This window comes from Marinomonas sp. MED121 (genome assembly GCF_000153025.1).
Taxonomy (GTDB): domain Bacteria; phylum Pseudomonadota; class Gammaproteobacteria; order Pseudomonadales; family Marinomonadaceae; genus Marinomonas.
In genome coordinates this window covers 178373-199700 of record NZ_CH672434.1, presented here as the reverse complement: position 1 = coordinate 199700, position 21328 = coordinate 178373, and the positions used below count along the sequence as shown (strand labels likewise).

Annotated in this window: 18 protein-coding genes and 1 riboswitch; of the genes, 5 read left to right on the top strand and 13 right to left on the bottom strand. The window is 38.3% G+C overall.

Going from position 1 to position 21328, the window contains the following annotated elements; translation table 11 throughout:
* Positions 1 to 16: 16 nt before the first annotated feature.
* Positions 17 to 394: a hypothetical protein gene (locus MED121_RS22015; protein WP_131471014.1), complete on the bottom strand. Its 378-nt coding sequence runs from the start codon at positions 392 to 394 to the stop codon at positions 17 to 19.
* A 492-nt stretch (positions 395 to 886) separates the two neighbouring features.
* Positions 887 to 1792, bottom strand: coding sequence for a LysR family transcriptional regulator (locus MED121_RS22010; RefSeq protein WP_009835892.1), 906 nt, complete (start codon positions 1790 to 1792; stop codon positions 887 to 889).
* A 178-nt stretch (positions 1793 to 1970) separates the two neighbouring features.
* Between MED121_RS22010 and MED121_RS22005 the strand changes: the two genes are divergently transcribed.
* Complete coding sequence (locus tag MED121_RS22005) at positions 1971 to 2969, top strand: NADP-dependent oxidoreductase (RefSeq protein WP_009835891.1); 999 nt, start codon at positions 1971 to 1973, stop codon at positions 2967 to 2969.
* A 264-nt stretch (positions 2970 to 3233) separates the two neighbouring features.
* On the opposite strand, the gene MED121_RS23950 is transcribed toward MED121_RS22005, so the two are convergent.
* Together MED121_RS23950 and MED121_RS21995 are read right to left on the bottom strand one after the other, a co-directional pair.
* Positions 3234 to 3788: a hypothetical protein gene (locus tag MED121_RS23950; protein ID WP_009835890.1), complete on the bottom strand. Its 555-nt coding sequence runs from the start codon at positions 3786 to 3788 to the stop codon at positions 3234 to 3236.
* A gap of 83 nt (positions 3789 to 3871) precedes the next feature.
* Positions 3872 to 5530 carry a methyl-accepting chemotaxis protein gene (locus tag MED121_RS21995; RefSeq protein WP_036181536.1) on the bottom strand — a complete coding sequence of 553 codons (1659 nt, stop codon included), beginning with the start codon at positions 5528 to 5530 and terminating at the stop codon, positions 3872 to 3874.
* Between the two features lie 400 nt (positions 5531 to 5930).
* On the opposite strand from MED121_RS21995, the gene MED121_RS21990 reads away from it, so the two are divergent.
* Positions 5931 to 8033, top strand: a complete 2103-nt coding sequence (locus tag MED121_RS21990; RefSeq protein WP_207382857.1) for a neutral/alkaline non-lysosomal ceramidase N-terminal domain-containing protein — start codon at positions 5931 to 5933, stop codon at positions 8031 to 8033.
* Between the two features lie 72 nt (positions 8034 to 8105).
* Here the strand turns inward: MED121_RS21990 and add are convergent, their stop codons facing one another.
* Both add and MED121_RS21980 read right to left on the bottom strand, forming a co-directional pair.
* Positions 8106 to 9104, bottom strand: a complete 999-nt coding sequence (gene add / locus MED121_RS21985; RefSeq protein ID WP_009835887.1) for an adenosine deaminase — start codon at positions 9102 to 9104, stop codon at positions 8106 to 8108.
* 58 nt (positions 9105 to 9162) lie between these two features.
* Positions 9163 to 9262: riboswitch (purine riboswitch) on the bottom strand.
* Positions 9263 to 9357: 95 nt separating this feature from the next.
* Entirely contained in the window at positions 9358 to 9549 is a 192-nt protein-coding gene (locus tag MED121_RS21980) for a YwbE family protein (protein WP_009835886.1), read from the bottom strand.
* 144 nt (positions 9550 to 9693) lie between these two features.
* Between MED121_RS21980 and MED121_RS21975 the strand changes: the two genes are divergently transcribed.
* Positions 9694 to 10347: a DsbA family oxidoreductase gene (locus MED121_RS21975; RefSeq protein ID WP_009835885.1), complete on the top strand. Its 654-nt coding sequence runs from the start codon at positions 9694 to 9696 to the stop codon at positions 10345 to 10347.
* A 77-nt stretch (positions 10348 to 10424) separates the two neighbouring features.
* Here the strand turns inward: MED121_RS21975 and MED121_RS21970 are convergent, their stop codons facing one another.
* Positions 10425 to 11204 (bottom strand): transporter substrate-binding domain-containing protein, encoded by a 780-nt coding sequence (locus MED121_RS21970; RefSeq protein WP_009835884.1) that lies wholly within the window; start codon positions 11202 to 11204, stop codon positions 10425 to 10427.
* Between the two features lie 504 nt (positions 11205 to 11708).
* Here MED121_RS21970 and MED121_RS21965 point away from each other — a divergent pair.
* Positions 11709 to 12278, top strand: coding sequence for an outer membrane beta-barrel protein (locus MED121_RS21965; RefSeq protein WP_009835883.1), 570 nt, complete (start codon positions 11709 to 11711; stop codon positions 12276 to 12278).
* A 140-nt stretch (positions 12279 to 12418) separates the two neighbouring features.
* Here the strand turns inward: MED121_RS21965 and MED121_RS21960 are convergent, their stop codons facing one another.
* The 6 genes from MED121_RS21960 to MED121_RS24775 all read right to left on the bottom strand — a co-directional run bounded on the left by MED121_RS21960 (position 12419) and on the right by MED121_RS24775 (position 18717).
* Entirely contained in the window at positions 12419 to 12730 is a 312-nt protein-coding gene (locus tag MED121_RS21960) for a hypothetical protein (protein ID WP_009835882.1), read from the bottom strand.
* Positions 12731 to 12743: 13 nt separating this feature from the next.
* Entirely contained in the window at positions 12744 to 13280 is a 537-nt protein-coding gene (locus MED121_RS21955) for an isochorismatase family protein (protein ID WP_009835881.1), read from the bottom strand.
* 98 nt (positions 13281 to 13378) lie between these two features.
* Entirely contained in the window at positions 13379 to 14050 is a 672-nt protein-coding gene (locus tag MED121_RS21950) for a transporter substrate-binding domain-containing protein (protein WP_165474638.1), read from the bottom strand.
* A gap of 342 nt (positions 14051 to 14392) precedes the next feature.
* Positions 14393 to 15676, bottom strand: a complete 1284-nt coding sequence (locus tag MED121_RS21945) for a hypothetical protein (RefSeq protein ID WP_131471013.1) — start codon at positions 15674 to 15676, stop codon at positions 14393 to 14395.
* A gap of 337 nt (positions 15677 to 16013) precedes the next feature.
* Positions 16014 to 16913, bottom strand: coding sequence for a LysR family transcriptional regulator (locus MED121_RS21940; RefSeq protein ID WP_050764641.1), 900 nt, complete (start codon positions 16911 to 16913; stop codon positions 16014 to 16016).
* Between the two features lie 259 nt (positions 16914 to 17172).
* The gene (locus tag MED121_RS24775) at positions 17173 to 18717 is read right to left on the bottom strand and encodes a M20/M25/M40 family metallo-hydrolase (protein WP_009835877.1); all 1545 of its coding nucleotides are present in this window, start codon (positions 18715 to 18717) and stop codon (positions 17173 to 17175) included.
* 712 nt (positions 18718 to 19429) lie between these two features.
* Between MED121_RS24775 and MED121_RS21930 the strand changes: the two genes are divergently transcribed.
* On the top strand, positions 19430 to 21325 hold the full coding sequence (locus MED121_RS21930; RefSeq protein ID WP_009835876.1) for a methyl-accepting chemotaxis protein: 1896 nt from the start codon (positions 19430 to 19432) through the stop codon (positions 21323 to 21325).
* Positions 21326 to 21328: the final 3 nt, after the last annotated feature.

The following is a 21328-nucleotide window of genomic DNA, read 5'->3' as shown; positions in this document are numbered from 1 at the left end:
TATTTAATATTGATGTTTAAATACGCTTAGCTTGAATGGCATAGCCTCTAAAGCTGATAAGAATGGTATCCGGATTTAAAAACGTAATCCAAGTGCCAAATTTATCCCACCTTTCACTCTTTACACCACAAAACAGCGTCACAGTAGGAATATGTTTTTCTGCAATCTCAACTTGCTTTCCACCAAAGATTTCTTCTATTTTCCAAGCATCTCTGTCGATATAACGTACGAGATAATTTACATTCGTACAATTATCTTCCCCATTATCCGCTTGAGTTGATGAAAAGCTTAAAATTCGCCCAATACCTGGATCATAATCCCGATTATAGGTATCACAATCATAAACACAGTATTTTTTATCTGACACTTGCCAGAGGCCATAAACAGTTTGCACGGGGTTTTCTATAAGATGATTAGCAGCAAGATTGCTCCCATAAAGGCCTAACAGCAAGAAGCAAATACTTACAGTGCAGTTACATAAAGTTCGTTTTAATCTAATTACACCCCTTAAAATCTTCATATCATGCCTCACGATCAAACTCTAACTAACATTAAGTAAACATATGTAAACATATGTAAACAACCCAATACTAATGCTATTTTTAAAATTTGTACCTAATTTGGAGACAAATCCACAGAAACTGTCATATTTCATGGCGCTAATATGACCATAGACGTTGCTCAAGGCTTAACAGAAAAACACTGAACTCAGGCTTATTTATAATGATTAAATGGAGGAAAGTTACTTACTTTGTCATCTGTCGGTTTGACAGAATTTAGTGTATTTGAATGAGCTAAAATAGGATCATCTTTTTTCTATCTCATGAATTTATAAGCATTTATTGAAGTCGACATTAGGTTATAGCGAGTGCCTTATCCTAAACGTTTAGGCTTGTTGAGTGAGTCTTTCTCGAATGAAATCTACGGCAACTTTCACTTTTGGTACATGATATCTTTGCTTTTGATAGAGTAAGAAAATGCCAAAATCCGGATTGGGCGACACTGTCACCTCATTTTCAAATTTTAGTTCAATAAGCTCTCCCTTTGATATGTATTCCATTAAAACCCACTTTGGCAGCATTAAAATCCCCTCCCCTTGTATGGCTTTTTCTATTAACCAGCTTCCTTCATTTGAGCACACCTGTATTTTGGCTGACACATCTTGCCATTGGCCCTCTAGTTCACTTAACCAAGGAGTATGTCCTTTGGGTGTGCGATAATAAAGTCCCCTATGATTTTTTAATTCCGACACATGAGAAGGTTTACCATAACGTTCAAAATAAGCAGTCGACGCAACCGGTATAAAATGGTTATCCATTAATTTCACTGCATTGATTCGCTCATTGGGTACATAGCCTCCTCGAAAGGCAATATCCACTTCATCATGGCTTAAAGAAGACAGTTCATCCGTTAAATGCACATCTAATATAATGTCAGGATAAAGTTGAACGAGTTCATCGAGTAAGGGTAATAACACTCTTTGACCAAACCCTGTCATGGCACTCACTTTGAGCATGCCCATTGGCTTTGCTTGATAGCTACGTACCGCGTCATTGGTTTTTTCAAATTGGCTCAGCAATAAACTGACATCTTGATAATACTGAGAGCCAATCTCTGTCAGCTTTACCACTCTCGTGGAGCGCTTTAACAAGCTGGCACCTAATTGTTTTTCCAGATCAGAAACACGACGAGACAATGATGAGGCAGGAACCTGAAAGTGCTGCGCAGCTTGGGTAAAGCTCCCTAGCTCAACCACCTTAATAAAATATTTAATGGCTTTAAATTCATCCATCTCTACTTCCTATTGTTTAATTGAAACTTACAACTATTGTCTTTATGACAATAAAGTAACGCATATTATGCCATTTATCCGCTGTTTTATTTAATTAATAATAAGTAATAGCAAATTTGCTCAAGCCAACACGGTTTAAAGCAACTCAATATACATAAAACACGATGAAGGAAATATAATGTCTTATTTCAAAGCAATTAACCTAGTTAAACGCCCAAGCGGTGGCCCAATTACTAACGACTTATTTGAAGTTGTAAGCAAAGAAATACCTAAACTAAGCCAAGGGGAGTTTTTAGTAAAACAGAACCACCTTTCTCTTGACCCTGCTATGTTTGGTTGGATGAGCCCTGATACTAATAGCTATATTCCTCCCGTTGCCCTTGGCGACGTTATGCGCAGCTCTGGCATAGGTGAAGTAGTAGAATCTAAACATCCTGACTTTAAAGTGGGTGATAGAGTCACAGGTCTTATGGGCTGGCAGGAATACTATTTAACCGATGGTCAGGGGATGAACAAAGTAGAAGCCCCCTTACCTGATGAAGCGATATTATCTATTTTCGCCTTACCAGGCATTACAGCAACCCAAGGGCTATTTAATATAGGCAAACCTAAGGCAGGTGAAACTATTATCATCACAGGCGCGGCGGGATCGGTTGGTTCACTCGTTGGTCAATTAGCCAAAGCGGACGGCCTAACCGTTATAGGTGTCGTGGGAACAGATGAAAAAGCAGATTGGATCGTCAATGAATTAGGCTTTGATGCTGCCATAAACTACAAATCTGACAATCTGGCAGCTCAGCTTGAAGAGATTGCGCCACAAGGGTTTGATTTATATTTTGAAAATACAGGGGGTCCAATTCAAAACTTGATTATTGATCGTATGAATGCCCATGGCCGGGTAATCGTGTGCGGTATGATTGCCGATTATAGTAAAGCAGAACCTAGCCCTGGTCCCAATTGGATAAATGTCGTAAAACGCCGCTTAACCATTCAAGGGTTTACCATGCCTGACCACTTTGCGGAAGTACCTGCCCTATTGGCAAAATTAACCCCTTATGTCACTTCAGGCAAAATTAAATATCGAGCACACGTGCTCGAAGGTTTAGAGTCGTCAATTGATGGATTAAACCTTTTCTTTACCGGTGAGAATAAAGGCAAACTGATTGTAAAACTGTAGTCTCATGACGCGGGAAGCGGCGAATACCCCCTCTCGCTGAGCGTGCGAATAAAGCAACTCAATTTATGGCAAGAGGCGCAACTTAAGAGTGATGCTATTGATAAGCGCCTCAACCAAAAGATAGGGTTTTAGACCAATCCCGACGGGTCTTGCTGAAAAAGTGACTTATTCGCGGGATCCCTAATAATCGATGGGATAGAAGGGATGGCTATCAAAGTGGCTATTCCTTTTAATCAAATCTCAGGCATTTTATCTAGACCAAACCTATTCGGGCTTATCTAACAAGTAAGCTAGCCAATATGTCTCAGCTTGTTTCTCATAGCCTGCAGAGAGTGGGTTCATAAAACCGTGCCCGTATTCACTCATAACAATCTCAAGCTTAGCGCGCCCCTTTAAATACTCGCCCATTGCAGCAACATCAAAACTAGATTCAAAACTCGGTAGAATAAGCTGACAAGAATATTTAGGGCTAAGGTCATGAAAGTAACGAATTTGTGAAGGATAAAAGCAGTGGATTTGGCTCAGGCTTAGCCCCTTTACGTTCGCAATACGCCAAGCGGCGCTTGCTCCTGCACTAAAGCCAATTAAGGTGTCAGGTGCAAAGCGTTTGACCTCACCTAAGGCATCAAGATAGTAGTTATCATGAGTAGAATGCTGGCAAAAAGCATCATAAGCGCTACTTTCATCTTGCAGCTCTAGATATTTACCTTTATATGGGTCAAACATCATCACATGATGACCCGCGTCTTCTAACGTTAGCTTTAACGCATCGGTCCACACTGATAGTCCAAAAATATCCGTTAATATAAGGTATTTCATGTTCGACCCTCATTAAATGATCAAATAAAAAAGGCTCGATATATAAGATATATCGAGCCTTATCACACCTACTTTTATAGAGTTTAGTCTGATTCTATTTCAATTTTCTTAACAGGGCGTTTGAAAAAAGCCATCACCCCACCTAGCTCAGCATTATTCTGATCTAGATTTTTTGAACTATCTTCCATTGCATGTGCATTATCTGAAATTTCCTGCGAGGCGTCTTTGATACCTGTAAAAGAATTAAACAGGTTACCTATCGCCTGATTTTGCTGCTGCGTAGCCCCTAAGATAGTGCCATTCATATCAGAAATTTCGGCACAGGCAAGCATAATGTCGTTAATTGAAGAAGCAACGGTATTTATTTTATCAACCCCTTTAGTCACCTGATCACGGCTTTGAGTCATAATATTAACCGCATCTAACGATCGGGTTTGCAAAGAGGAAATGGTAGTATTAATTTCATCAATAGAGGCTTGGGTTTTTTGAGCAAGTTGACGAACTTCATCTGCGACCACAGCAAAACCTCTACCCGCTTCACCGGCCCTCGCCGCTTCAATCGCCGCATTCAAAGCTAATAAATTAGTTTGATCAGCGATTGACATAATCACTTCAGAAATCTTAGTGATATTTTCAGTATCCGCTCTCAGTGCTTCGATAACATCTGCTGCATTAGCAATAGACGTTGCCATAGTATTGGATTCTTCCACGCTTTCTAACACTGTTGATTGGCTAAGGGTTGCAATACCACGAGATTCTTTTGCTCTATTCGCAGCATGAGAAATATTTTCTTCGACCTCAACCACACTGTTTCTAATCTGCTCAACGGAAACCACGACAGTCGATATTTCATTATCTTGTTGTTTGACTCCCGCTAAGGTTGTTTGCACTTGCCCGGTTAATTCAACAGAGGTTTGCTTAGATTGCTCAACACTAATACACAAACTCTCTACCAGTTTAATCAAGCCATTTTGCATGGAAACAAACGCTTGTGCAGCATGGCCAAGTTCATCCGATTTAAAGATGGCGAGATCTAGTTCTTGGCTCAAGTCGCCTTTCTCAACTTGTTTCATTTGCTTGTTTAGCACATTTAATGGCTGGGTAATCTTACGTATGATACTTCTTGCCAATACCAAAACCAGCAACAAAACGATACCGGATACAATTAAAATGACATTCGTCGCCATAGTTAAGTTATGACTTTCTTCTTGCTGTATTTCAAACGCATCATCAGCGATATAAAGCTGCATATCACTTAATAAATCCACGATCTCATTAAAGGGCGCTAACATAGGTCCCAGCATGGATTCTCTTGCTTGCATGACCGAACCTTCATCCATTAATCGTATGTAGTTCTCTTGCTGTTTTTTATAATTGGTTAAAAGGTCACGGTATTCTTCAACATATTCGTGCACATAAGGGTCCTTCGCGAGGCCCATCATGTCTTGTAAAGCGTTATCAACCGCCTCTTCGTTTTCCGCAATTGTTTGCAGAATTTTCATATGCTCAGTTTTTGACTCAGTTAAGCCATAGTCCAATGCAAAACGACGGTAGGTTACTGTGTAATAACGTAAATCAGAAACGGTTGATAAGAGGGTTATATTTCGCTCAACCACATAGGTAAATTGGTTTTTAACCTGTTTTATTGCTCCTGAGGAATAAGCACCTAAAGCCACAACAGATACAAATAACACCAAGAAGGTAATTTGCAGTGAACGAGAGATTGAAATTGAGTTAAACATAACCATCCTTTGATATCTGTGAGCTATTAATTTTAAATAAACCAATAAATTTATCTAATAGATATTTTCTATATCTAAAACTTTGAGTATTAAAGCTAAATTTAGTTGCTTTAATACTCAAGTTTTTTCATGCCAATAAAAAAAATAATGAGCCTATACCTCAGAAAAGAAATTACGCATATTTATCACCAACTTATATAGAAATTACCCATAGTTATTTACATTTTGTAATACAGAGTAATATCAAACCCAAATTTTGTCCCGTAATTTGCCAAATGCTCCTTTATTTTATCTATTTATTAAGCACTTAAGCAGGAAATAAGGAAGCAACATAGATAAGGGTTAATTAAACCCTCTCCATACCTAATAACAATAAATGGCTAATGCCTTTGGAAATCCTATGAATCGAATCTCTTCGTTAATTACCCCTCTTAGCTTAAGTTGTATGATAGCAACTGCCAGCCTAATACCGTCTCAGAATGCCTATGCAGGTGATTGGATGATTGGCAGTGGCATTTATGACATCACTGGCCCTGCAGCAGACAGAGGCATGGTTGGCTATGGTGACACAGGCCAGACAACACAAGGTATTTTTACCCGCCTGTGGTCACGGGCATTTACATTGGGCAGCGCTGCTGATGACAAGTTTGTTATTTTTGTCAGTGCCGATCTTCAAAGCATCACCCAAAGTGTGCATCAAGGGGTAATGGCCAAAATTGCAGCAGACCCCGTACTTTCACTCTATTTAAATGAAAAAAATATTATGCTAACAGCAACCCATACTCATGTGGGGCCTGGCGGTTATGATCATAATATTATGCTTAACCTCAGTGCGCTTGGCTATGATGAGGACAACTACGAAACCATTATCGACGGTATTTATCGGTCAATTGTTTTGGCGTTTAACTCACGTACCCAAGGAAGTATTGAATTTGCACAGGGCAAATTAACGGATGCCAGTATTAACCGAAATCCTAGTATTTATGCCGCTAACCCTGATGCGAACAATTATGATACCAATGTTAATGACACCATGACCTTGCTCAAACTGGTCGCGGATAATGGCACTGAAATTGGTATGATAGATTGGTTTGCGGTTCATAATGTCTCTGCGCCTCAGACTTATCGCTATATCAGTGGTGATAATAAAGGCATGGCAAGCCAACTCTTTGAGAGTTTAAAAGGCTCCCAACCTCCCTACAATACGGGGTTTGTTGCGGCTTTCGCTAACAGTGAAGAAGGTGATGTATCCCCTAATGTGTGTGGCGCCCAAGATGGTTGCAAGCAAACCACTAAAGAAAATGTGCTCCTGTCTGCCACTAAACAGTTTGATAAGGCACTCAACCTCTATGATAATGCCAGTGAGTCTTTAACAGGCGCTTTGGATTATCGTTTTCAGTATGTCAAACTTCCAGGACTTTCCGTTAGAGGACAATACACAGGCGAAGGAGACAAAACAGTATGTGAAGGCACAGTTGGCTGGTCCTTTGTTGCGGGTGCAACTTGGGATGGCCCCACCAATATGGATGGTGTCTCTGAAGGAATGACCCAAGATAATGAAGGCAGCTATTGGAATGAAAATGATACCCTTATCGGAAATGTGCTAGCAGGCTACCCTCTATTAGGTTTACTCGATGCCTTCTCAAACATTACCGCAGGCTCCGATGAGCACCATGAATGTCAGTATCCTAAACCGACTTTTGTAAACACTGATTTAAATGAATCCTTCCATTTATATTCAGACACCCTACCTTTCCAGTTATTCCAACTAGGCAAGCTCGCCCTCGTTGGTGTTCCAGGTGAAATGACCACCATGGCCGCTCGCCGCCTACGTAATGACCTTGAGACGATTCTCGCGCCAAAAGGTATTGAGCATGTGGTTATGGCAGGCCTTGCCAATGCTTATTCAGGCTATATCACGACAAATGAAGAATATGATAAGCAATATTACGAAGGTGGGCACACTATATATGGACCTGATTCCCTTGCTGCGTATCGACAAATTTACTCAGGCTTAGCCAATGCACTTGTTAATGATGAGGCGGTTAGCCATGGACCAACGCCAGTAAATCGCGAGAATGAGCAAGTTATTTATTCCATAGGCGTTGTTTATGATGATAAGCGTCTATGGGAGTCTTTTGGTGATACAGAAAAGGATGCTAACTCTCAATATCAAACTGGGGAGACTGTTAGCGTGAAATTTAGATCAGGCCATCCTCAAAATAACTTCAAAACCATGGAAGCCTTCTTTGAGGTGCAACAAAAGGTCAATAATAACTGGCAAACCGTTTTAACTGAAAATGATGCTGACACCTTGTTCGTTTGGATACGAGATACGGATGCAGATTGTCTTGCATGCTCTTATGCTAAGTTAGAGTGGACCATAGCTGATGATATGCCATCAGGTACCTATCGCATTCGCCACCAAGGCCATTGGAAAAGTGGGTGGTCAGGGTCAATTAATAGCTATTCAGGCAAAAGTCGGAGCTTTGAAATTCAATAAAAGTTAGCAAATCGCTAATTCAATACAGCGTGGCGGCATTTTCCACGCTGTATTGAAAAGTGGGGATATCTTTTAAGGCAACAAGTGCGTTAATAAATGGCGCTTCACCTCATGACTAGCAAAGCTTTTATTGACACTTATCTGATAAATACCTAAATAATCCCCTAAGGTTAAATTAAATGTCTCCATTACCTTCTGCACCTCTTGGGTCATAGTGGTATTAGACACGGTACGGTTATCCGTATTGATAGTTACCGCCAACTTATCTAAATAAAAATCACGAACAGGGTGCTCTTCTAGACTCTTTACGGCTTTAGTCTGGATATTACTACTGGGGCAAGTTTCTAAGGCAATATCACCTTGTTTAACACTTTGATAAGCGACGTCATGATCTTTTATATCAATACCATGACCAATGCGTTCTGCGCCTAATAAATGTATCGCATCTTCAACGTTTTGGCCTACCCCCTGCTCACCGGCATGAATCGTAATATGATACCCAAGCGATTTAGCATAATCGGCATATTCAACAAACTCATGACAAAAACCTTCTAGCTCTGCTCCCGCTAAATCAAAGGCCACTATGCCATTATTTAAATAAGTTGCCCCTGCATCTAACACCGCTTTGATATTATCTTTAGGGAAGGTCCTTAGTATGGAGAGAATATAATTGCCTTTGATAGCGTAATCTGACTCGGCACGCTTCATTCCAGCAACAACACTTTGCATTATGTCATCAAAGCTCAAACCCGCTTCTTGGTGTAGCTGAGGGCCAAATCTCACTTCCATATAAGTAACATTTTCTTTTGCGGCATCTTCAAATAGCTCATAAGAGATGCGTTCTAACGCGTCACTTGTTTGCATAACAGAAAGTGGCAACTCAAAACGTTTAAGGTATTCAGGTAAATTAGGGCACGTTTCTGGCGCTATCATAAGTCTATTGATCTGCTCAATATCTTGGCTAGGTAGGCTAATACCTTGTTTGTTAGCAAGATCAATAATGGTACTGGGACGAACGCTACCGTCTAGGTGACAGTGAAGATCAATTTTTGGCAGGTCTAAATAATTCATATGAGTCTCTATCTTTAATACAAACGCACAACGCCTTAAGCAATCAACAAGGTATTGGCCATAAAGTTACAGACTTCATAATCAAGAATTTAAGGTTCTTGGTAGAAACTCCCAAACCATATCATTGGGATTATACGAAGCAATTTCGCGGCTAAATTAACATTTTGAACAAAAGTTGGCAATCATAAATCAAACTTAGGATTGGGTTTCATTTTCTTCAATTTACTTTATCAAACCATACAAGATTAAGGCTTTAAGCAAGCGACTGTACTCTGCCAACTTCACCTGTTTCCAAACGCACCTTAATACCATGGGGGTGACTAGGAGATTTGGTAAGTAAGTTTTGCACCTTTCCTTGGGTTAGTTGACCACTTCCCTGATCTTGCTTTTGAACGATATTAACTTGTGCGCCAATTGGGATATCTCGTCTTGCTGGGGTTGCCATAATTTGCTCCGTTAAATTTTTAAAAAGCCTATATAAATGCAGCTTGTAACACAAGAATTCATATTTAAATCTAATTCTTCAACATTTTCTGGCGTTAGAATAACGGGTATTAGATGAATAAAACCAAATTTTGGAGCTAGAATAATGTCTCAATTAAAAATTGAAATTGTGTCCGATGTGATGTGTCCATGGTGTGTTGTGGGCTATAAAAATTTAGAAAAAGCCTTATCAGAATTATCACCAAATTTAAACGCAGAGATTAGTTGGCACGCCTTTGAGCTGAATCCAAGCATGCCAACTGAAGGTCAAAACTTATCAGAACATATCATGCAAAAATATGGTCAAACGGAACAACAAAGTGAGGAAAATCGCACTCGCTTAACAGAAATAGGAAAGCAAGCAGGGTTTGAATTTAACTTTGATCAAAATAGCATCATGATAAATAGTTTTGATTGTCACCGCCTGCTCTCTTGGTCTAAGAACTACCAGAAGCAAACAGCGTTAAAATTAGCCTTATTCAAAGCTCACTTCAGCGATAAAATCTATTTAAATGATGAAGAAGCCTTATTAAAAGTCGTCTCTCAGGTGGGCCTACAAGTCGCGGAGGCAAAAGGAATTTTGTCTTCAAATGCTTATGTCGATGAAGTCAGAACAGAACAAGAACAAGCACAGCAAATGGGTGTTTCATCTGTACCCACCTTCATCATCAATGAGAAATATGCCATCAATGGTGGTCAAGCAGTGGAAACCTTTAAACAAGCACTAGAGCAAATTAGTGCTGAGACTCAAAGCGCTTAGTCATTTAATCAAGTATGGATGTAGAGATACTATCAGTTTATTTCTACATCCATAAAAATGTTTGTATAGCGCATGGTTCATTGTCGGCCACTTATTTGACCAAAATATGATTGGTAAATAGCTTGATAACGACCGTCCTGTTTCATCGCCTTTAGCTCACGATTATAGCCCTTCATAACACCCTCTAAGTTTTTATAATCTGACGCTTTTACAAAGGTGTTGTAATAAGGCTTTTGCTTTAATGGCTTTTCTAGATAGACAATATCATCAGCATAACCTTCTAATTTTGCGTTATACAAGGTTTCTACTGTATTACTGGCATACGTATCAAAACGACCATGAACAAGTTTTTTAAGATTGAGGTTATTATTCACGACCGTATCTAAAGTGAATACCCCTTCCTTGGCTGCCTGCCAAAAATCTGGCGTATAAGCAAAACCGTTTGTTGCTCCGACTCTTAACCCAGTTAAATCCGCGTATGAGTTGTAATGTATCTTTCCGATATTTTCCTTAAGAATAAAAAAATTCCAATTCAAATGGATATGGGATTCTTCAGCATAAGTTAATAAATCAAAACGCTGTGGTTTTTTAGATAAGGTAAATACCATATCAACATCAGAATCGTGCCACATCTGAGTCAATCTGGTTGAAGAGTGAATGAGTTCTACTTGATACTCAAGATTGAGTGTTTTCATTATTTCATCAAGAATTTCAATATCAAACCCCGTGAGCTTATTGTCCTTATCATAAAAACGATAAGGTGCTCCTGGAATGCCAATGACCTTAAGAGTATCGGCGAAAAGTAAGGGGCAAAATAAGAGAAAAAGAGTAAAAGGTAATGACTTTAATCCTTGCATAGCATGTCCCTATTCGCAAAACGTACTCACAGCATACCTAATCGAAATGACGATACGAATACAATTCATAAAAATACTATCATTACCCCCTATTAATTTTAGTTGATGATGAACAAAGCACCTCTGTAAATCAAAAACCACAGCGCTTATCAGTATAAAATGGAGTAAGAGTGAATTTTTAGAGGATTAAATAATTTATTTTTTTATTTTTTTCGTATAAATAATATATAAAAAAACCATAACTAAAATTTATTTCTATTTATAATCGAGGCAACTTATCTTCAGGTTATGTGCTAAAAATGTAAAAAAACAACATAAAAGGCATAACAAAAAAGCAAAAAACAACTCCTAGTAATATTAACAAAACCCAATATTATGACATTTTAAACTTATCGTCATTTATCTCTCCACATTTAATGCAATTAGTATTCTTTATTATTAAGTTGTTTTTATCAAAACAGCCTAATAGGCATAATATCCTTAATAAGAGTAGGAGTTGATACAATGAGTAAATTTAAACAATTAGTAATAATTGCGTCCTTAATGGGATCAGCACAGCTTTCTGCGTCTAATTTTAGTTATAACTACATAGACCTTCAAGTTGGTAATATCGAAGTTGATGACAGCGATACAGAGGGAGATTACACCAGTTTCTCAGGTGGTTATGAGATTGAAGGTAAAGTATATGCAACCCTAGAAATTTCTAATACAGAATATGACAGCTCAAGTAGCGAAACTGACTATTTAAAGTTTGGCGTAGGCATGCACACCCCAATGGGTTCTGCTGCAGACTTATATGGTACTTTTCAAGTGGTTGAAGCAGAAGTTAATAGCTCAGAAGATGTTGGTAATCAAATTGATTTAGGTGTCCGCATTGCCCTGTCAAAAAGCTTAGAATTCCATGGCAAATTGATGCGTTTAAAGTTTGATGAAGATCCATATACTGGATATACGACAGCTGCCCGCTTTTATGTAAACCCTCAAATGGCATTTGGTGGCGGTATCGAGTTTTGGGAAAGAGATGGCTATTCAGACTTTGAAATCATGTATGTTAATGCAAGGTTTAACTTTTAAACGTTTCGGAATTAAACATTAATCATTAACTAGTATTAAAAGCTCACTTTTTTTAAATGCTAGTTAATGGACTTTTCAGTTAATGCATTATTTTTATCGTGTTTTTTATTAGAATTTATTAATACAACAATAAGTGTGTTTTAAATTAAGTCATTGACCAATTCACATTGAAATCTATAAAAACAATCAAGCATAAAAACAATCAAACATAAAAACATAAAAACATTAAGATTAAAGCACGTTGGCAGTGGATGATAATCTAAAGCATATTTTTTAAGATACTGATTTACAGATAAAGCTAGATTTATAGATTCTTCCTCAAGCAGCATAAGCAGCATAAGCACCATAAGCACCATAAGCACCATAAGCACCATAAGCACCATTAAGCAGGTTTCATACTCACTCATTAAGCAAGTATGAAACAAGCAAATATTAACTAGATATTTACCCATCTAAACTCTTGTTTTATTTAACAAGTTTTATCAGCTGCTTAAATACATCTCCTTCTGCTTTTTGCTGCAACTCAAATAATGCCATTTCAGCACCGGTTAATTTCGCACCCGCACTCTGCATCGCCTTGATCCCCAATGCTTTATTCTCTTTTGTTCTCGAGCTAACCGCATCAGTAGCAACATGAACCTTGTAGTTCTTTGCTAACAAGTCACGCGCTGTTTGATAAACACAGATATGGGCTTCGATACCTGCAACAATCCAATCTGTTTTATCCGCATTCTCAATCGCCTGCTCGATGTCAGCAGATCCTAGTGCACTAAAGCTTGATTTAGCATAGGCAACACCGGATAAATGTTGAGCGACTTTCGCATGTGTTTTGCCCAATTTATCAGGTAACTGTTCAACCCAGATAATTGGCATTCCAAGCAACTTTGCCCCTTCAATCAAAAGGCAAATATGGTCAATTAGACTGTCTTTTTCATACATGATATCCGCAAGCTTGCCTTGAATATCAATAATCATTAAACCTGTATTTTCTTTATCTATCATACCTTTACCTATAGAAGGCTCTTATTGCTTCACGCTATTAATAATTGCTTTTAAGAGGAGATATTGCTGGCTCCCATATATTTTAATCATTCTAACGCTCATTGCTTAAAATAATCATCAATAATCTTTTGATATTCACCATTCGCTTTTAGCTTCGCTATCGCTAAATCAAACCGGTCACGCATATCGGTTAATTTACGTATTTTAGAAAAAGCAATAAAACTTGGAATCTCTTGCACGATAACAGGCAACTCTTTGACCTCATTTAAACGACCAAGCTTTTTTAAGATATGATAGCCACCGTATTGAGTACTAGCGACCATATCTACTCTGCCACTTAAAAGAAGACCAAAATTTTGGGTTCCTTCATTTGTTTCTTCAACCCGAATAAAGTTATTACGCATAATCGCGCTATCAAGCCTTAATCCATAACTAATTTTTCGCACTACCCCTAGGCTATAATCACTTAACGATCTCAAATCGCCTTCATAATGAATATCAGAATCTTTACGTACAAAAAGAGAAACAGATTGCTGTATCAAAACTTGCTTTGAAAAATCGGCGAAACGCACTCTTTCAGGCGTCTTAAATGCAGTAAAGACGGCATCCCGACTCCCCTCTTTGATAAAGCGCATCGCTCTTGCCCAAGGTAAAACCTCAATGCTGATGGGCTGATTCATTTCTTGAAAATTACGCTTAATGATATTTACAGCCAGACCTTTTAGTTTACCATTCTCGGTATACTCATAAGGTGGGTATTCTGGCGTCACTATACGCAACACCTCTGCTTGAGATAATGAAGATATCGCAGTCAAAATAAAAATTATGAACAAGGCTCTATGTCGCAAGACATTGACTCCTTAAGCTGTGGATGTCTCAAACTGAATGGCATTAGCCAAAATTATATCTAAAGATAACATTAACTTAGCTTAAGTTACTAGCTAGTATAATCCGCTTAAAGTAGTCATTTGTAAGTCGGCTCATAAAAATCAATTCCCCTTAATTTTGTTATTCTAAGTGAGACAAGCTAATTTCAAACTTTCCTTATTGATGTTTTATAAGCATAAAAAAAGCCTGATATCATCAGGCTTTTCATCTTGCTTTAATCGGTCTTACTCAGGAATAAGAAGCTCCCCTACGCCTTCAGAAACAGCACCGGCAACTTTGCCTGGTATGCCCTTTACTTGACTACCAAAAAAGTTTTTGACTGTGGTACCATTTTTCAAATTATCGCGATTGATTTTTTTAACGGCAGCCTCGAAGGCTTCCTGATCTGTACCAGGAATAAAGTTAGTTTCACCTCTTGCAGCATTCAGCGCTTGCATAGCACCCGGTTTAGAACTGGTGATTTGAATGCCTTCTGAAATAAATGATTTAGCTTCTGACTGTAAATCACGATAAGCGGTATAAGTGGACTTCTGACAATACTCTCTAAAATCTCCCACTTTTTTACGTCTGATCCAGGCTTTAGCCTTCTTAATGGAATAGCCCATTTTCATTGCTTTGGTTGGTTTAGCCTTTTTCGCTTCAATTAAATTAATGAAGTTATAAGGTGAACCAAATGAAGGCATGCATACGACATAGGATGCCAGCACAGGCATATCTGTAATCGATTTTCTAAACCAAACTCTGAAAGTTTGATCTGTCAGAGGCTTATTTTTCATCTTATTGCAATCAACCACAAACATTCTGAACTTTTCACGCATTTTTTCTTTATCTATGATGCCTTTAAAGAATAAGAAAAGTTCTATAACTGCGGTTACAACAGCCGAAATGGCAGCAGAGCCACCCGCTGTCGCAATCGCAGCAGCACCTTTAACAGTACTAAATAATGCTCTACCACCTGACTCAATGGCTACACTGGCAATTTCTGAACGAATACGCTCTATAACATCACTGGCAACAGGGTACTTGGCAAGGTCTGATAGGCGCTCTGTTTTAATGCGAATAAACACCTTATTAAGCGCATTAATCACCTGAGTTGAGGCTTCTTTAATATCCCCTAAACCCGGTGCAATTTCACCAATGATTTTTTTAACCGCTTCAGGAATTAAATTAAATATTTCTTGGCAAATTCGATCTAAAAAAGCGCTACAGGTTTCCCCTATTTTTAAAAAATCTATATAAGCTACAATCTTTTCTTTCATTTTAGCGATTGTTGCAGAAACAAGGTCAACACCCTGGGTCAAATAACCGTCTTTGCCTGTTGCAAGATTACTAATACCATCATATAAATCGTTTACCTTCCCACCAAAATCACATGCTAGCGGAAAGAGTTCTTCTTGTACTTTTTCTTTTGGCGTTCTTTCATCACAAACAAGCTTACTACTAGCAAACACTTCCAATATAGCGCCGTACAAAGGGGTTAACTTCATACTTGTTCCTGTTGTTGGCATAATTGGCTCCCCAGAATTATGAGTTTATCAGTGGCAAAAAAAAAGGCTTTGTATCACCAAAAACCTTATTTTTGAAGCATATATCAATAATGTGCAGTTACCATGAATTAGTTCTATCTAATTTAATTAGCTAACGACACAAACCTTACATCAATATATGTAATAGCATTGCATTTTTCCAACCGACTTCCCTTTAGAAAACTTGCTATCACTCTAAGTTAATCTTATGAGCTAAATAGCATTTGCTTAGAGTTAGTCTCTAAAGCACACGATCAATTGTCATTATGCTTCTCCTACAAATTACAGGTTATAGGATTCAAGACAAGATACTTATTTATTAATTGTAATTAATCAAGGTGTTTTGTTTATTAGCAAAAACTTCCAAGATAAACTGCTTAAAACGTCTTAATCTTGCAACTTCACGATAATCAGGATGAGACAATAGCCAAATTTCATAAGTAAGTTGTGGTTTAGCGCCAGGAATACGTATTAATTCATCACATTTATCAGCTAAAAAACAAGGAAACATCCCCATCCCCATTCCAGCTTTAACGGCTTCTAGATGAAGTAAGCCTTGGTTTAATGTATGAATACAAGGCACATCAGGATAAGGTGATTTTAACACCCAATCAGGCTGCTTTTCAGCGGTCCAACCTAGCCAACGTGCAGTAATAGATTCACCTTGCAAAGTATGTTCAGCTAAATAGGCTGGCGTTGCATATAAACACGTTGCTACATCTGATAATTTACGTCCAATTAAGTTTTCTGGAGGCACACCACCTCTTTCAATAAAACGGATCGCAATATCAGCTTCATAACGAGATAGATTAAAGCGATTGCTAGAAACGGTGATATTTAAGTTAATTTGAGGGAACTCTTGGCTAAAACTTGCAAGCTCAGGCATAAGAAGTTTATTGGCTATTACATCAGGCGTAGTTAAATGCAGATTCCCAACTAGTTTTGCATCCTTTCCCATTAGAACTTGTTCTGCACCTTTCATCGCCTCTTCTGCTTCTTTAGCGTAGTGAGATAAGGCCAAACCATCTTCTGTCATCTGATAGCCAGACACATTTCGATTAAAAAGCTTACTTCCTAGACTTTTTTCTAGCTGATCAATACGACGAGAAATCGTTGAATGGCTCATCCCAAACTCTTCTGCCACCGACCTCGCACTACCTGAACGACTTAAAGCTAAAAAGAATTTAACATCATCCCAATTTATGGTTTCTTTATGCACCAAGCAAGCTCCTATTGTGAAATATTGTTGCAGAAAGTCTCCATGCAATTGCATCTTCGGTCAAGCTAATTCAATTATCCTGCTTCAGCAAAACATCAGTCGATTCACTTTTCTGCCGAACTTACTATCAGGTTTTGCTAAGTATTTTTAACTTAAACAAAAGAGCACCTTACAAAGTAAGGTGCTCTTTTGTTTTACTTTCGCTTATAGGAGTCTTTTATTGCTTTAAAAAACTAACTCTCAATGCGAATAGGTCAAGTTATTCTGGCGTATAAGTAGCGGTAACATCATAACTAGATGATCTCACACTATAGCCTCTCACCATCAAATAAGGATCAGTACCATTAGCAGGTACCGTAATAGAGCAAGACTCAGCGCTGCCACTTTCATAAGGGCGGCAATCCCAATTACTGGTTGAAGGCTGACTACCTAATGCCACATATAGATCAGCATCATTTGACCCTGTCATTTCAATAGTGACATTGGTACCGGCCTTAGCAGGAATAGAACCTAACTGATCATCTTCATTACGGCTTACACTGCCAGAGAAGCTCATTGTTTCTACACTAGGCTCTTCAGGGTTTGGATTATCACCGATACTCCCTTTTGCGAGCTCTCCCATATAAGATAGAGCCAACTTTGTAAAAGGCACAGAGGTTGTGGCATTGGCATCACTATTCGCCAAGGTATCCCGTGTTGTATGAATATTAGGGTTAATATCACTCATGCTACTTTCAAATGGCATGGATGCAGCATAACCTTGCTGATACCAAGAAGCATGGTCAGAACAACCATAACCACAGCTTGAATACCCCACTTCAATATTTTGGTAAGTGTCAATTAAGTCAACCACAAAGCTATTTTGAGCACTGTTAGTGTAATCCGTGAAAATAGTAATATCTTCAAATGAACCATGGAAGTTTGTCATATCCAATTGCATAACACCGATGACATTAACATCACGATTCTTAAAATCCTTGGCAATGGCATCAGAACCTAATAGGCCAACCTCTTCGGCGGCATAACCCATAATTTTAATGGTTTTTTGCGGATGATAATCTTGATCGACAAGAACCGTTAAGGCCTCTGTTAAAACAGCAACACCAGAAGCATCATCATCGGCACCTGGCGCATAGGTACCTTCACCGGTTGAACTACCTACAGTCGAATCAATGTGAGCACCTAGTACAACCACTTCATCAGTGTCGTCAGTACCATTAATTGTCAGAATAATAGAAGGCTGACCCCAGCCTGAATGTTCGAAATATTCAACAGAGATATCGCTACGACTTGATGCTATAGACGCCCAATTATCATGAATCCATTGTGCTGACTCTAACCCTGAACTTGTTGTATAAAAACGGTTAGTATATGAAGTAGATAGATGCTCAATTGTCATTGCAATGTTTGATGCATTTACCGCATTAACCATAGGAGTAACGTTTGCTGAATTATTAATGCTATAACTTGTTGCAATTAAAGTATCCGCTTCAGAGGCTTGCACTTGAGCCAGTGCTGCTTGTGCTTCTTCAAGACTATTATGGCTAGTATAACCACCACATCTATGATTATTCACATGTAACATTTTAGAAAAAGTCGCTGCATCTGAGCTATTCATTTTATAAATGTTTACACCTTTCGTACTCGATATATTTTCTATATTTGCAGCAGAGCCCATTATTTTCATTTGAGTCACTGTTTTCTCATTGCTTCCATCAGTCACAATCCAAGACTGTTTCTCTTCTGCATAGAGATTGCATGCCAGTAAAGTACATATCGCAGCTGTTATTTTATTAAGTGTCATTTGATACTACCTATCCATCTGGTTTGAATAATTGATTCCTATTGTTTTCATGACTTTTTGAGCCCTGAAGCAATAAGAAACATTCGCTTAGTTAGCTTTTCTGATCACTCAATCAATCTCCATTTATACCCTTAAAGGGTTAATTAATTGCAACATCCAAATCACAACAAACTGACAAAGTCATCAAAAAAAGCTGACATTTACTCTAAAAGACACTTTTTTTAATTACTACTGAATCAGATTCACTAGTTAATAAGCTCAATAAATGTTCAATTTCGAAGGTAAAAAGCTCATAAACTGGTTATGCATTAACAAAATTTTTAGTCCGTATATTCATCTTAATAAGTTAATTTCTAAAATAATTACTATCTAGCAAACCTAATCTAGCCAACAGCAACTGGCACGATTAACGTTTTTTAGCACAGAAATGAAAAAAGAATTCTTTAACTAGTTTTCTTTATCAATTCTTTTACATTTCATTACTTTTTCCTAATAAACAAACTAAGCAATTGATATTACTAACTAAGTTATGATTTTCGCTGAAAGAAACAAGAGGCCAGCAATATATATGACCACTCGGTCAGATTGTTTTAATTCTTCATACTCGCTAAGCTTTTATTTCTCACCCACCATAATTTTCAATGACCTAAATCAAAACCTGATTCCTTATGTTAATAAATATGGTCGGCCTCTTTATTGCTAGGAGTACATTATGACGTTAAAACTTAGGCTCATTTTAGCTTTTGTGATTGCTGTAATTATCACAACAACAACCATGGGGCTGCTTAGCTTTTATCAAGCAAAAAGTGTGTTACTAAACAGGGTAATGACGTCAGAAATTCCTGCTCAGGTGGCCCAAATAAAAAGTGAAATCGATGGTGAAATTGAGCTTTTAAAAGCCACTGCAAAAACATTAGCAAACAATCGTTTTATTCTAAATTGGGTTAAAAAGGATTATCCAAAACAAGAAGAACAACATCTCGTAAATCTTCTTCAAGATATAAAACAGCAGTTTGGTTTAGAAGTGGCTTCTTGGGCCGATCGAGAAACAGGTAAGTACTGGGATCAAAACGGTTTTTTAAGGACCTTAAAACCAGGCAAAGATGATTGGTTCTTTAACTTTACCCAATCAGGTAAAGAGTCAAACATGAATATCAGCACGAGTGAAGATGGCAATAGTGTTATCTTATTTACCAACTACCAAAATTTAAATGGTCGAGGTTTAGCTGGCTTTGGTATGAAACTCGATCATATGACGAACTACCTAGAAAACTTTAAAATTGGTAACACAGGTTTTGTTTACCTCGTTGATGAGAACGGCAAAGTTAAAGTGCATAAAAACAAGCAGCTACTCGAGACAGCTAAGCTTAATACGCTTTACGATACTCAAACGAGCACCGCTTTGCTGCAGCAAGGGTCACAACTTAACATCCTAGATAATGGCCATAGCGTTATTGCTAGTCATTACTTACCATCAATGGGCTGGTATCTCATTGCTGAAATCCCTAACGATTCTATTTATGGTCCCGTCACAAATATGGGACAAATTTTATTGGTGTTAGGCATTATTTTAAGTGTCATTAGTGCCCTTGTCGCTTCAATCATTGCTGCTAAGCTGGTTTTCCAATTAGGCACAGTTGCAGATAATCTTAAAGAGATAGGAGAAGGTGATGGCGACCTTAGCCATAGGCTGAATACTAATGGCGCTTTAGAGATTGCCAATATAGGTAAAGGTTTTAATAACTTTGTACAAATGATTCAATACCTTGTTAAACAGGTCATGCAAGACAGTGATAAGTTAAATCAAGCGTCACAAGGCATTTCTGCAACATCTGATAGAGTCCGTAAAGACGCTAAGTTACAAAGTGATCGCACTCTTCAAGTCGTCTCAGCAATTACAGAAATGGAAGCAACGGTACGCGAAGTATCAAACAATGCCTCTCAAGCAGCAGAAGCGGCCAGCCAGGTTAACACTGAAGTCAACGAAGGGTTAAAGCTTGCTTCTGAAGCTAAAAACATTATTGAAAATTTAGCCGATGAAAGTGATCAAATTAACCAAACTGTCTCAGAGTTAGCGAAAAAGACAGATCAAATTGGCAGTATCTTAGAAGTCATCCGAAACATCTCAGAACAAACGAACCTACTTGCATTAAATGCCGCCATTGAATCAGCGCGCGCTGGAGAACAAGGTCGAGGCTTTGCCGTTGTGGCTGACGAAGTGCGTGCACTTGCACAAAGAACAGCGCAATCAACGGATGAAATCCAAGATATGATTAACCAATTACAATCTGAGGCTAGTAAAGCCTTGAAAGCCTCTCAAAATGGCCGAACTAAAGCCGTTGAAGGTGCTGAGTCTGTTCAGCAATCAACCGCTTCGCTTAACAAAATAGCCGAACAAATTGTGTCAATGAACGAAACCAATCATCAAGTTGCTGTTGCGACTGAACAACAACTTATTGCGGTGAATGAAATTAGCCGCAATGCAACCGAGATTCAAAGCTCTGTTGATGCTAGCCTTGATATGGCAAATGGTCTTTCCGATAGTAGCCAGGAATTAACGGGACTATCCAATGAATTAAACAAGCTTGTCATGCGTTTTAAAGTCTAAAAA